Origin of the sequence: Sphingomonas sp. 2SG (assembly GCF_005503285.1) — a bacterium.
GTDB lineage: Bacteria > Pseudomonadota > Alphaproteobacteria > Sphingomonadales > Sphingomonadaceae > Sphingomonas > Sphingomonas taxi.
This window is the reverse complement of the sequence record NZ_SCMZ01000001.1, coordinates 244,515-257,526: the sequence shown is the minus strand read 5'-3', so window position 1 is coordinate 257,526 and position 13,012 is coordinate 244,515. Positions and strand designations below refer to the sequence as shown.

Genomic DNA, 13,012 nt, shown 5'->3' with positions numbered 1-13,012 from the left:
GGCGGCGACCCCGCCCGCCCCCGACCTCGCCGTCAACGCGAAGCAATGGACCGACAAGCAGCTGTTCTGGATCCTCCAGCACGGCGTCAAATATACCGGCATGCCCGCCTGGGCGGTGCAGGACCGGCAGGACGAGGTGCGCCGCATGGTCGCCTTCGTCCGCCGCCTGCCCGGCATGACGCCGGCGCAATATGACGCTCTGGTCGCCGAGGCGAATCCCGGCGCCGATCTCGCCACCTGCACCGGTTGCCACGGCACCGACGGCCGCGGCCGCGGCGCGCCCGACATTCCGGTGCTCGGCGGACAGGACCCCGCCTATCTGCTCGCCGCGCTGCAGGGCTATGCCGATGGCAGCCGCTCCAGCGCGGTGATGCAGCAGGTCGCGATGCGGATGCAGCCCGAGGCGATGCGCGATGCCGCGCGCCGCTTCGCCGCGATGCCCGGTCTCGGCGCAGCGCCTGCGGGCGACGCCGCCGCCGCGCGGATCGTGACGCAGGGACTGCCCCGGCTCCAGCTTCCCGCCTGCGCGAGCTGCCACGCGCCCGGCAAACCCTATCCCGTGCTCGCCGGCCAGCGCCCCGCCTATATCGCGCAGCGCCTGCGCCACTGGCGCGGCGACGAGACGGTGGTCGACGCGCGCAAGAGCCATGCGACGATGCCGGTCATCGCCCGCCGCATCCCGGAGGAGATGATCGACCCGCTCGCTCGCTATCTCACCGGAGACGCGGTCGGTCGCGGCAAATGAAGCGAGGCGCGCCGTCGAAGAATTGGACCACAACCGCCGAGGGCAATGAGCCGCCAATCCCTGCAATCGCAGGACTCCATCAACCGGCTTCGCGAATCGGGGGGGTGGGGGGTATGGCTTGAGCATGCGTATCGCGATCATCGACACGAGCACGACGCGTGCCGCGATCATCTCCGATGGATTGCGCGAGGCGGGGCTCCACGATCTCGTCCTGATCGACGGCACGCGCGGCATGGTCGCCGCGCTGGAGAAAGCGGCGCCCGACGTCGTCCTGATCAACCTCGAAAATCCCAGCCGCGACGTGCTCGAGGAGTTCTTCGCGGTGTCGCGCGCACTCGCCCGGCCGATCGCGATGTTCGTCGACCAGAGCGATGCGGAAACCACCGCCGCCGCGGTCGACGCCGGCGTGTCCGCCTATATCGTCGACGGCCTCGCCAAGCAGCGGATCAAGCCCGTCATCGACCTCGCGATCCGGCGGTTCCAGGCGTTCGCCCGGTTGCAGGACGAATTGCACGAAGCCAGAAGCGCGCTCGCCGACCGCACCACCATCGATCGCGCCAAGGCGATCCTGATGAAGCGCCGCGGCATCGACGAGCCGACCGCTTACGGCCTGCTCCGCGCGCAGGCGATGCGATCCAACCGCCGGATCGCCGAGATCGCCGATGCGATCATCACCAGCGACGCGCTCATGGGAGATTTGTGATGGCGCTCGACCGGATCCGCATCGGGTTCCTGCCGCTGGTCGATGCCGCGCTGCCGATCCTCGCGCGCGAACAGGGGTTCGCCGAAGCCGAGGGGCTGGAGATCGAGCTCGTTCGCGACATGACCTGGGCGACGGTACGCGATCGGCTGCTCTACGGCCATACCGACGCCGCGCACATGGTCGCGCCGCTGGCGATCGCGACCGCACTGGGCCGCGGGCGGCCCGCGGTGCCGATGGCCGTGCCGTTCGTGCTGGGGCTGAACGGCAATGCGATCACACTGTCGCTGCCGCTCGCCGCGCTGGTGATGAACGGCGATGCGCTCGGCGATCCGGCCGTGCTCGGCGCGCGACTGAAGGCGGTCGCGGCCGAGCGTCTCGCCGCGGGGCGGCGGTTGCGGTTCGGCGTGGTGCATCGCTATTCGAGCCACAATTACATGCTGCGCTATTGGTTGGCGGCGACAGGCATCCGGCCCGATACCGATGTCGAGATCGTCACGACCAGCCCGACCTTCGCCGCCGACGCCTTGGCGGCGGGGGAAGTCGACGGCATCTGCGTCGGCGAACCGTGGAACGGCGTCGCGGTCGATCGCGGCGTCGGACGGATCGCGCTGGTTACCGCGCAGGTCTGGCGGCGCGGCGTCGAGAAGGTGCTGGCGATGCGCGCGGCGACGCTGGACGAGCGCCGCGACGTCGTCCACCGTCTGATCCGCGCGCTGCATGCCGCGGCCGCGCATTTCGTCGATCCCGGCACGCGCGAGGCGAGCGCGGCCATCCTCGCGCGACCCGCCTATCTCGACGCGCCGATCGATGCCGTGACGCGGGCGATCAGCGACCGGGTACGGCTCGTCAAGGATGCCACGCCGATCCATGTCCCCGACTTCATGTTCCAGTATCGCGAGGCGGCGAACTTCCCGTGGCGCAGCCAGGCGGCCTGGCTGTATTCGCAGATGCTGCGCTGGGACGGCACGCCGTTTTCGGCCGGGGAGGCAGCCACCGCGCAAGGCGTGTTCCGTCCCGACGTCTACCGCGCGGCGCTGGCCGGATCGGGCGCGCCGCTGCCCAATGCGAGTTCGAAACTGGAGGGCGCGATCGCCGCGGACAGTATCGGCGCGGGATCGACCCAGGGGCGGCTGATCCTGGGCAATGACGCCTTTTTCGATCGGCGCGCCTTCGATCCGGACGATATCACGGGATATTTGAGCAGCTTACCGTAAAGTTGCTGCATCTGCGAAACGGCGCTTGCGTGATCGCGCCATTTCGATCATCCTGACAGCGTTCGGCAAGGGAGTCGGACACGATATCATCGCGAGACCGGTTCCAACGACGGGGCCGGACCGCGCAAGGCGATCCACCGATCGTCGAGAGGCAACGAAGCCGTCCAGATGCGTCCGCAAGGTCGCCGTCTGGGCGGCTTTTTCTTTGTCCAACGCAGATGGGGAAACATCATGCTGTTCGCATCGCCGGGGATCGAAGTCACCGGATCGAAGGCCACGAGGATCGACCTGTTCAGCGCCGCCACGCCGCAGATGCGGGCGTTCCACGTCACGTGGCTGGCGTTCTTCGTGTGCTTCTTCGCCTGGTTCGCGGCGGCGCCGATGATGCCGCTCATCAAGGCCGAGTTCGGCCTCAGCAAGGACCAGATCGCCAATATCAACATCGCCGCGGTGGCCGTCACGATCCTCGTGCGGCTGGTGGTCGGGCCATTGTGCGACCGGTTCGGACCGCGTCGCGCCTATACGTGGCTGCTGCTGCTCGGCGCGATCCCGGTCTTCGGGCTCGCCTTCGCCCGGACCTACGAGACGTTCCTGTTCTTCCGCCTGGCGATCGGAGCGATCGGCGCGTCGTTCGTGATTACCCAATATCACACGAGCGTGATGTTCGCGCCCAACGTCGTCGGCACGGCCAATGCGACGGTCGGCGGCTGGGGCAATGCAGGCGGTGGCGCGGCACAGAGCCTGATGCCGCTGGTGGTCGCGGCGATGATCGGGCTTGGCGTCGAGCACGCCTGGGGATGGCGCGCGGCGATGTTCGTGCCGGGTGTGGCGATGGTCGCGATGGCGTTCGTCTACGCGCGCTACACGCAGGACACGCCGCAAGGCGACATCGTCGACCTCCGCGCGGCCGGCATCGCGCTCGACGGCGGCAAGGCGACCGGCATGGCGATCTTCCGCCGCGCCGCGTCCAATTACCGGACGTGGATGCTCGCCGCGACGTACGGCGCCTGTTTCGGCGTCGAGATCTTCATCCACAACATCGCCGCCAGCTATTACGTCGACCGGTTCGGACTGTCGCTGACCGGCGCCGGGCTCGCCGCCGGGATCTTCGGCGGCCTCGCGCTGTTCGCCCGCGCGCTTGGCGGCATCGCCAGTGACCGGATCGCGCTCGTCAAGGGGCTCGACGGTCGCGCGTTGCTGCTGTTCGGGCTGATGCTCGGCGAGGGTGTCGGGCTGGTGCTGTTCGGCAACGCCGGCAGCGTCATGCCTGCCATCCTCGCGATGACGATGTTCGGGCTGTTCACGCACATGGCGTGCGGCGCGACCTATGCACTGGTGCCGTTCGTCGACCGCAAGGCGCTGGGCGGGGTCGCGGGGCTGATCGGCGCGGGCGGCAATATCGGCGCGGTCGCGGCGGGATTCCTCAACAAGGCGTCGGCGACGCCGCAGCAATGCCTGATCGTGCTCGGCTATGTCGTCGCCGGCACTGCGGTGTGCGCGCTGGCGGTGCGCTTCTCCGCCGCGCACAAGTCGCAGGAGCAGGCGCTGTTCGATGCGGCGCTCGACGCGCGGCGCGATCGCGGCCTGCCCGGCGGCGGCGCGGTGGCGGCATGAGCCGCTGCCCGACGCCGCGCCGCGACCCGCTCGCCGCCACCACCCGCAAATTCTCGCTGCAACTGGATTGGACATGCTGATGGAACATCGGGTCATCACCCCCGGGTCGGACGCCCGCGAGCATCTCGTCGTGATCGGCAACGGCATGGCCGGATGCCGCGCGGTCGAGGAGCTGATCGCGCGCGATCCCGCCCGCTACCGCGTCACGATCTTCGGCGCCGAACCGCATGTGAACTACAATCGCATCATGCTGTCGCCGGTGCTCGCGGGCGAGAAGACCTTCGAGCAGATCGTCATCAACGACGCGGCCTGGTATGCGGCCAATGCGATCACGCTGGTGACCAGCGATCCGGTGCAGGCGATCGACCGCGCGGCGAAGACCGTCACCGCGAAATCGGGGTTGACCGTCGCGTACGACCGGCTGCTGATCGCGACCGGCTCCGACCCGTTCATCATCCCGGTGCCGGGCAAGGATTTGCCCGGCGTCATCTCGTTCCGCGACATGGCCGACGTCGATCACATGCTGGCGGCGGCCGACCGGGGCGGCGCGGCGGTGGTCATCGGCGGCGGGCTGTTGGGGCTGGAAGCGGCGCATGGCCTGACGCTGCGGGGCATGAAGGTGACGGTGATCCACCTGATGCCGACGCTGATGGAACGCCAGCTCGACGAGGCCGCGGGATGGCTGCTCAAGTCGGCGCTGGAGTCGCGCGGCCAGGTGATCCTGACCGAGGCCAACACCGCCGAGATCGTCGGCGACACGCACGTCGAAGGCGTCCTGTTGAAGGACGGGACGCTGATCCCGGCGAGCCTCGTCGTCATGGCCGTCGGCATCCGCCCGTCGGTGGCGCTCGCGCGCGACGCCGGGCTGGAGATCGGCCGCGGCATCAAGGTCGACGACCATATGGTCACCAGCGACCCGTCGATCCTCGCGGTCGGCGAGTGCGTCGAGCATGACGGCAACGTCTACGGCCTCGTCGCGCCGCTCTGGGACATGTGCCGGGCGCTGGCCGATGGCCTCGTCGGGCGGCATAGCGGCTATCGCGGATCGGTGACGTCGACCAAGCTCAAGGTCGCCGGGCTCGACGTATTCTCGGCGGGCGATTTCTCGGGCGGTGCCGGCGCGGAGGACATCGTGCTGCGCGACGCGTCGCGCGGCATCTACAAGCGCGTGGTGGTCAAGGACGACCGCATCGTCGGCGCGGTGCTGTACGGCGACACCGCCGACGGCGGCTGGTATTTCGACCTGCTCAGGCGCGGGGAGGACATCGCCCCCATCCGCGACATGCTGATCTTCGGCCAGTCCTTCGCGTCGGGAGGGGCGCAGGCGGACCCTAAGGCGGCCGTTGCGGCGCTCTCCGACGATGCGGAGATCTGCGGCTGCAACGGCGTCATCAAAGGCAAGGTCGTGGCGTGCATCGGCGCCGGCAACACGACGCTGGATGCGGTCCGCGCGACCTGCAAGGCATCGGCGTCGTGCGGATCGTGCACCGGCCTCGTCGAAACGCTGCTCGCGGTGACGCTGGGCGACGACTATTCGGGCGAACGCACGGTCAAGACGATGTGCAAATGCACCAGCTTCGGCCACGACGACGTCCGCCGCGAGATCGTCGCGCAGGGCATGCGATCGATCCCCGAAGTGATGCAGAAGATGAGCTGGTCGACGCCTGACGGATGTTCGTCGTGCCGCCCGGCGCTCAATTACTACCTGCTCTGCGCGCTGCCCGGCGCGTATAAGGACGACCAGCAGAGCCGGTTCGTCAACGAACGGCTGCACGCCAACATCCAGAAGGACGGCACCTATTCGGTCGTGCCGCGGATGTGGGGCGGCGTGACCAACCCGCGCGAGCTGCGCGCGATCGCCGATGTCGTCGAGAAATACGATGCGCCGCTGGTCAAGGTGACGGGCGGCCAGCGGCTCGACATCTTCGGGATCAGGAAGGAGGACCTGCCCGCGGTCTGGGCCGATCTCAACGCCGCGGGGATGGTCAGCGGCCATGCGTACGGCAAGTCGCTGCGCACGGTGAAGACCTGCGTCGGCTCCGACTGGTGCCGGTTCGGCACGCAGGATTCGACCGGGCTCGGCGTCAGGATCGAGCGGATGACCTGGGGCTCCTGGATGCCGCACAAGTTCAAGATCGCGGTCAGCGGTTGCCCGCGCAACTGTGCCGAGGCGACGATCAAGGATTTCGGCGTGGTCTGCGTCGATAGCGGCTACGAACTGTCGGTCGGCGGCAACGGCGGGATCAAGGTCCGCGCGACCGACTTTCTGTGCAAGGTCGCGACCGAGGAGGAGGCGATGCATCATTGCGCCGCCTTCATCCAATTGTACCGGGAGGAAGCGCGCTATCTGGAGCGCACCGCGCCGTGGATCGAGCGGGTCGGCGTCGACTATATCCGCACACGCATCGCCGACGATGCCGCGGGCCGCGATGCGCTGGCGGCGCGGTTCCTGTTCTCGCAGACCTTCATGCAGGACGATCCCTGGACGGCGCGCGTCGCGGGCGCGCACGGCGAACAGCATACGCCGATGGCGCGCTTCACCCCCATCGACGCTACGAGGGAAGTGGCATGATCGGCGAATGGCTCGATATCGGCTGGGTCGACGAGATCCCGGTCCGTGGCAGCCGCACGGTGCAGGTCGCCGGCGGCGACGACATCGCGGTGTTCCGCACCGGCGAGGGCAAGGTGTTCGCGCTCGCCGATCGCTGCCCGCACAAGGGCGGCCGGTTGTCGCAGGGCATCGTCCACGGCGGCGCCGTGGCGTGTCCGCTGCACAATTGGCGGATCGCGCTCGATACCGGCGAGGCGCTGGGCGAGGACAAGGGGTGCACGCCGGTGATCCCGGTGAAGGTGTCGGGTGGGCGCGTCCTGATCTGCCGGACGTCGACCATCAAGGCCGCGGCGTGACCGGGGCGCCGCTTCCTCCCCCCGGCGGGGATAAGGCGGGGACGAGCGCGCCCATCCGCACCACCTGCGCCTATTGCGGGGTCGGCTGCGGCATCCTCGCGACCCCGACCGGCGAGCGGAGCGCCGATATCAAGGGCGACCCCGACCACCCCGCCAACGCCGGCAAACTGTGTTCGAAGGGCACGCATCTCGGCGAAACGATCGGCCTCGAAGGCCGCCTGCTCACCCCGATGATCGGCAGGCGTGCGGCTTCATGGGACGCGGCGCTCGGCCTCGTCGCCAGGCGCTTCCGCGAGACGATCGCGCAGCACGGCCCGAACAGCGTCGCCTTCTACGTCTCCGGCCAGTTGCTGACCGAAGATTATTACGTCGCCAACAAGCTGATGAAGGGGTTCATCGGCGCGGCGAACATCGACACCAATTCGCGGCTCTGCATGGCGAGCGCGGTGGCCGGACACGTCCGCGCGTTCGGCGAGGATATCGTGCCGGCGTCCTACGACGATCTCGATGCCGCCGACCTGATCGTGCTGGTCGGATCGAACGCCGCCTGGTGCCATCCGATCGTCTATCAGCGCATCCGCGCACGCTGCGACGCGGGCGCGAAACTCGTCGTGATCGATCCGCGCCGCACCGAGACCGCGGACGAGGCCGACCTTCATCTCTCGATCCGGCCCGGCACCGACGTCGCGCTGATGAACGGTCTGCTGGCGTGGTGTCGCGACGCGGGGGTGGTCGACCACGCCTATCTCGCGCGCCACGTCGCGACGCCCGACGACTTCTGGGACCGGTGCGCAGGGGGGAGTGACCTGTGGTCGGTGGCGCGCGTCTGCGACGTGCCGCCGCAGGAGCTCAGGCGGTTCTTCGAACTGTTCGCCGCCACGCCCAAGACCGTGACGATGTTCAGCCAGGGGGTGAACCAGTCGCTGGCGGGGACCGACCAGGTCAATGCGATCATCAACCTCCACCTCGCCACCGGGCGGATCGGCAAGCCCGGCGCGGCGCCCTTCTCGATCACCGGCCAGCCCAATGCGATGGGCGGCCGCGAGGTCGGCGGGCTCGCCTCGAGCCTTGCCGCGCACATGGATTTCACGCTCGCGAACGTCGCGCGGGTCGGCCGCTTCTGGGCCGCGCCCAACATGGCGACCAGGCCCGGGCTGAAGGCGGTCGACCTGTTCCGGGAACTGGGACAGGGGCGGATCAAGGCGATCTGGATCATGGCGACCAACCCCGCGGTCTCGATGCCCGACGCCGGACGCGTGCGCGAGGCGCTCGCCGATTGCCCGTTCGTCGTCGTCTCCGACGTGGTCGACACCACCGACACGTCGGTGCACGCGCACGTTCGCCTGCCCGCCGCGGCCTGGGGCGAGAAGGACGGCACCGTGACCAACTCCGACCGCACGGTCAGCCGCCAGCGCGCGTTCATGGCGGCGCCGGGCGAGGCCAGGCCGGACTGGTGGATCGTGACGCAGGTCGCGCGCCGGATGGGGTGGAAGACCGCCTTTCCCTACGATCGCCCCGCCGAGATCTGGCGCGAGCATTGCCGCCTGTCCGCCTATGAAAACGACGGCGCCCGGCTGTTCGCGCTGCCCGGCCATGCCGCCAAGGGCAATGCCGAATATGACGCGATGGTGCCGTTCCGCTGGGGCGGCACGCCCTTCTCCGACGGGCGCTTCCCGACACCGGACGGCCGGGCGCGGCTGATCCCCGTCGCGCAGAAGCCGGTGGCGGCGCCGCTCGGCCAATGGCCGATGACGCTCAACACCGGGCGCTACCGCGATCACTGGCACACGATGACCCGCACCGGCCTGTCGCCCAGGCTCGCGCGGCATCGCGAGGAGCCGCTGGTCGAGGTCCATCCCGACGACGCCTCCGCATGCGGGATCGTCGACGGCGATCTGGCCCGGGTGACGACGCCGCAAGGCAGCAGCCTGTTCCGCGCGACCGTCGTCACGTCGCAGCGGGCGGGCGAGGTGTTCGTGCCGATCCACTGGACCGATCGCACCGCGACGGGTGGCCGCGCCGGCCGCCTCCCCCGCCCGCTCGCCGATCCGGTGTCCGGACAGCCCGGCTTCAAGTCGACGCCGGCCAGGATCGATCGCGTCGAAACGGCGTGGCGCGGCTTCATCATCGTCCGCGGCCAACTCGCGACCCCGCCCGACTGCCTGTGGGCGACACGGGTTGCGGTGCCACACGGCAGCGCATGGGAGATGGCAGGCACTGGCGACGCCGACGCGCTCGACGCATCGCTGCCCAAGGGCCAGCGGATCGAGGCGATCGACGCGGCACGCGGCAGCCGCCGGGTCGCGATCCTCGACGGCGGCCGGCTCCGCGCGGTGCTGTTCGTCACGCGCGACGGCAGCCTGCCCCCGCGCGACTGGCTCGTCGCGCAACTGGGCGAGGCGATCGCCGCCCCGACGCTGCTCGCCGGGCGGGCGGCGGGCGTGCAGGTCGACCGCGGACCGATCGTCTGCGCCTGTTTCGACGTCGGCCTCAAGACCATCCTGGCGGCGATCGCCGACCAGCATCTCGCCGACGTGCCCGCGATCGGGGCGGCACTCGGCGCGGGCACGAATTGCGGGTCGTGCCGCCCTGCCCTCGCCAAACTCCTCGCCACCGAAGGATCGACGCATGCCGCATGATTTCCCACCCGGTTCGGTCTGGCTGGTTGGGGCCGGCCCCGGCGACCCCGACCTGCTGACCCGGAAAGCGGAGCGACTGCTCGCCGCCGCCGATATCGTCTTCTTCGATGCGCTGGTCGGCCGGGAGATCCTCGCGCACATCCCGCGCCACGTCGAGCAGGTCGGCGTCGGCAAGCGATCGGGTCGCCATTCGAAGGACCAGCCCGCGATCAACACGCTGCTCGCCGAGGCGGCGCTGGCCGGCAAGCGCGTCGTCCGCCTGAAGGGCGGCGACCCGTCGATCTTCGGCCGGTCGACCGAGGAGATCGATCATCTCGCCGCGCGGCACATCGCGGTGCGGATCTGCCCCGGCATCACCGCGGCGAGCGCCGCCGCCGCATCGGGCGGCGCCTCGCTGACGCTGCGCGGCCTCGCGCGCAAACTCACGTTCGTTACCGCGCATGCCCGCGCCGGCGAAGCGCTCGACCTCGACTGGCATGCGCTCGCCGATCCCGATGCGACGCTCGCGGTCTATATGGGTCGCGCCGCCGCCGCCGAAGTGTCGCGCAAGCTGATCGCCGCCGGCCGCGCCGGCGACACGCCGGTCATGGTCGCGGTCAACGTGTCGCTGCCGAGCGAGCGTATCGTGCGTGGCAAATTGTCGGCGCTGGCGTTTCTGGTCGAGACGATCAGCGATAGCGACCCGTCGCTGCTGCTGATCGGCGAAGCCGTCGCCACGACGCGCTACATCGCTGCTACCCGGCTGAGCGGCGAGACGCCATTCTCGTCGAACGCCTCGACCGCGACGTAATAGCCCTGCCCCTTGGTCAGCGCGCGCAACGGCAGTACCGCCGCCGGTCCGTCCGCGACGCGGTCGGCGAAGACCTGATAGGTCAGCGCGAGCCGGTCGGGGCGTATCCCCCAACGCACGTTATAGCCGACGGCGCCGGCCACCCGCCGCCAGCGGATGGTCGCGTCGCGCGTATCGGCCGCGCGCGTCGCCTCAACCAGTTCGGGTGCGGCGGGGGCCGCCCCGCCGGCGCTGCCGAAGACGCGCAGGTCGGCGATCGCGAGATGCGCGCCGCCGATATGACCGTGGACGTAGCGGACGAAGCGGGCGGCCGTCGGTCGCGGCAGTTCGAAATAGGCGTTGGGGCGGTCGCGCCGTGGCGCTTCGGTGCGTGCGAGCGGCCGCCATTCCCGCCCGTCGCGCGAGGATTGCAGCTGGAATTCGGTGTAGATGTCGGGTGCGTCGCCGAACCGCCCGGCCTGATAATCGGCGAAATCGACCTGCACCGCGCGTATCGTCTTCCCCGCCCCGAGGTCGATCGTCAGCGTCGCGCCGGGCGCCTTGTCCGGCGACAGCCAGAAGCTGCGCGGATTTTCGTCGGTGGCGTCGCCCGGTCCATGCCCCGCGACGCTGCCGCTCGCCTGCGCGCGCTTCCGGTAGGAGAGCAGCATCCAGCCGGTGAACAGCGTATCGGGATCGGTGACATGCCCGGTCGGCAGCCGCTGCGGGAAGTCGCCGAAGCGGGTCGATACGCGCATTTGCCCGTCGGTATCGAACACGGTCGGCCACAGTCCGACGCGCCGCTCGAACGTCCAGTTATAACCGATCCACGGCGTCCCGGTGTTCCACCAATTGCCGTGCAGATCCTGGAACGTATTGCCATGCCCGGCGCCCTGCACGAAGCCGCCGGGTTTGTAGCCGATGGGATTATAGGCGGCGTAGGTGAATGGCCCCATTGGCGAGGTGCCGACGTAGGTGCCGGTTGCATACGCATTATATTCGGTGCCCGGAGCGCCATATTGCAGATAGTAGCGGCCACGGACCTTGGTCATCCACGCGCCCTCCATATACGGCTTGACCGGCGTGCCGTCGGGGGTGGTGCCGCTGTGATCCTGACCGAAACGCTCCCAGCCGTGACGGTCGGGATCGAGCAGGATGAAGGATTCGCGCGGGCTGCCGTACGTCAACTTGCCGTCAGCGAAGCCGACGGGCGCGCCGTAGATCGGGAAGACGTTCGACGAGTTCCAATAGAGGTACCAGCGCATGTCGTCGTCCCGGAACAGGTCCGGGTCCCATGGTCCGGGCGGTACCTGGCCGGGCTTGATCGTCTCCTCGAAGCCCGATCGCACCGCGCCCGGCAGCGGCGGCATGCGGCGGACGAACAGGTCGATGCGCCCGCTCGCCGGATCGCTGCTACTGTAGATCGTCCCCTGCGTCGTCATCGACGGCATGATCAACAGCCGCTCGCCGTCCGAGGACACGGCGGGTGCGACGATCCCCTCCGCCGGCCAGCGGCTGGGTTTGACGAAGCGCCAGGTGACGAGGTCGGTCGAACGCCAATATCCGTCCGCCAGCGTGAGGAAGAGATAATAGGCGCCCTTGAACGGCACGATCACCGGGTCGGCGCCGGTGCGATACGACACGCCCTCATTGACCTGCTCGAAATTGTAGCGGTAGTCGAGGTCGACCGGATTGGCATAGGTCTGCGCCGGCACGGCGGCAGCGAGCGCGAGCCAGGCGATCATCGCTGCGCCTGGACGAACAGGTTGGCGGTCAGCCGCCCCCGCCGCGGGTCGGCGCTGAGCGGCAGATCGTCCGGGATGATCCCCGAATGGAGCAGGCAACCCTGATAGATGACGACGCGATCACGCCGCGCGTCGACCCGGCCGATCTGTTCGAACGCGGCGGTGCTCGCATTGATATAGCCGTCGAGCGCCGGACCGTCCCGACGCGCGGCAGCAAGGAAGGCGGCGCGATTGCCGTCATCGACGCGCTCGATCCCGGTGGCGCGCTGCCGGTAGAAGGCGGTCCCGGCCGGCTGGTCGGAGAGATAGTGCAGCACGGCGATATAGCCTTCGTCCGTCGCGTCGAAATGCGGCGCGCGTTGCACCGACGTGAGCGCCTGCGGCGCAGCGGTGACGATCGAGAAACTCGCCTCGATCCAGTCGAAGCCGTCGATCGCGAAGGCGCCGCCGATGAACGGCGCGACACGGTCGAGAAGCGCGGTGGCATAATCGTAGGCCGCACCGTCGCCGGCAGCGAGGACGCGGCGGACCCCGGGGTAATGGCCGCCCGCCGCGGGGTAAGGCGCCAGCGCCGCCGCGAGGTCGACGATCCGGTCGACCGCGCCGCTCGCATCGTCGACGACGACGACCGGGCTCTCGCCGTGCCCGATGCGGAGCAGGCTCGGCGTCATCGTGC

10 protein-coding genes are annotated in these 13,012 nt (G+C 69.4%); 8 read left to right on the top strand and 2 right to left on the bottom strand.

Annotation, left to right across the window (positions count from 1 at the left end; genetic code table 11):
• The 8 genes from FFS23_RS01135 to cobA all read left to right on the top strand — a co-directional run.
• On the top strand, window positions 1-745 hold a 745-nt coding region (locus tag FFS23_RS01135; RefSeq protein WP_137897055.1), incomplete at its 5' end, for a c-type cytochrome.
• Window positions 746-869: 124 nt separating this feature from the next.
• Window positions 870-1,448 carry an ANTAR domain-containing response regulator gene (locus FFS23_RS01130; RefSeq protein ID WP_137897054.1) on the top strand — a complete coding sequence of 193 codons (579 nt, stop codon included), beginning with the start codon at window positions 870-872 and terminating at the stop codon, window positions 1,446-1,448.
• On the top strand, window positions 1,448-2,662 hold the full coding sequence (locus tag FFS23_RS01125; RefSeq protein WP_137897053.1) for a CmpA/NrtA family ABC transporter substrate-binding protein: 1,215 nt from the start codon (window positions 1,448-1,450) through the stop codon (window positions 2,660-2,662). The genes FFS23_RS01130 and FFS23_RS01125 overlap by 1 nt, the downstream gene beginning before the upstream one ends.
• 231 nt (window positions 2,663-2,893) lie before the next feature.
• Entirely contained in the window at window positions 2,894-4,276 is a 1,383-nt protein-coding gene (locus FFS23_RS01120; protein ID WP_137897052.1) for an MFS transporter, read from the top strand.
• A gap of 73 nt (window positions 4,277-4,349) precedes the next feature.
• Window positions 4,350-6,848: a nitrite reductase large subunit NirB gene (gene nirB, locus FFS23_RS01115; RefSeq protein WP_502702107.1), complete on the top strand. Its 2,499-nt coding sequence runs from the start codon at window positions 4,350-4,352 to the stop codon at window positions 6,846-6,848.
• Window positions 6,845-7,183 carry a nitrite reductase small subunit NirD gene (nirD, locus tag FFS23_RS01110; RefSeq protein ID WP_171009305.1) on the top strand — a complete coding sequence of 113 codons (339 nt, stop codon included), beginning with the start codon at window positions 6,845-6,847 and terminating at the stop codon, window positions 7,181-7,183. The genes nirB and nirD overlap by 4 nt, the downstream gene beginning before the upstream one ends.
• Window positions 7,180-9,822 (top strand): nitrate reductase, encoded by a 2,643-nt coding sequence (locus tag FFS23_RS01105; RefSeq protein WP_249340464.1) that lies wholly within the window; start codon window positions 7,180-7,182, stop codon window positions 9,820-9,822. Before nirD ends, FFS23_RS01105 begins: the two co-directional genes overlap by 4 nt.
• Window positions 9,812-10,612 carry a uroporphyrinogen-III C-methyltransferase gene (gene cobA, locus FFS23_RS01100; RefSeq protein WP_137897051.1) on the top strand — a complete coding sequence of 267 codons (801 nt, stop codon included), beginning with the start codon at window positions 9,812-9,814 and terminating at the stop codon, window positions 10,610-10,612. Before FFS23_RS01105 ends, cobA begins: the two co-directional genes overlap by 11 nt.
• Here cobA and FFS23_RS01095 read toward each other — a convergent pair.
• Together FFS23_RS01095 and FFS23_RS01090 are read right to left on the bottom strand one after the other, a co-directional pair.
• On the bottom strand, window positions 10,546-12,336 hold the full coding sequence (locus tag FFS23_RS01095; RefSeq protein WP_137897050.1) for a family 43 glycosylhydrolase: 1,791 nt from the start codon (window positions 12,334-12,336) through the stop codon (window positions 10,546-10,548). The genes cobA and FFS23_RS01095 overlap by 67 nt on opposite strands.
• Window positions 12,333-13,007 (bottom strand): DUF6445 family protein, encoded by a 675-nt coding sequence (locus FFS23_RS01090; RefSeq protein WP_137897049.1) that lies wholly within the window; start codon window positions 13,005-13,007, stop codon window positions 12,333-12,335. The genes FFS23_RS01095 and FFS23_RS01090 overlap by 4 nt, the downstream gene beginning before the upstream one ends.
• Window positions 13,008-13,012 lie beyond the last annotated feature (5 nt).

Bases quoted from the DNA above. Each gene is read 5' to 3' on its own strand.
- cobA (WP_137897051.1), top strand. From the start codon at position 9,812: ATGCCGCATGATTTCCCACCCGGTTCGGTCTGGCTGGTTGGGGCCGGC.
- FFS23_RS01130 (WP_137897054.1), top strand. From the start codon at position 870: ATGCGTATCGCGATCATCGACACGAGCACGACGCGTGCCGCGATCATC.
- FFS23_RS01095 (WP_137897050.1), bottom strand. From the start codon at position 12,336: ATGATCGCCTGGCTCGCGCTCGCTGCCGCCGTGCCGGCGCAGACCTAT.
- FFS23_RS01125 (WP_137897053.1), top strand. From the start codon at position 1,448: ATGGCGCTCGACCGGATCCGCATCGGGTTCCTGCCGCTGGTCGATGCC.
- FFS23_RS01090 (WP_137897049.1), bottom strand. From the start codon at position 13,007: ATGACGCCGAGCCTGCTCCGCATCGGGCACGGCGAGAGCCCGGTCGTC.
- nirB (WP_502702107.1), top strand. From the start codon at position 4,350: ATGCTGATGGAACATCGGGTCATCACCCCCGGGTCGGACGCCCGCGAG.
- nirD (WP_171009305.1), top strand. From the start codon at position 6,845: ATGATCGGCGAATGGCTCGATATCGGCTGGGTCGACGAGATCCCGGTC.
- FFS23_RS01120 (WP_137897052.1), top strand. From the start codon at position 2,894: ATGCTGTTCGCATCGCCGGGGATCGAAGTCACCGGATCGAAGGCCACG.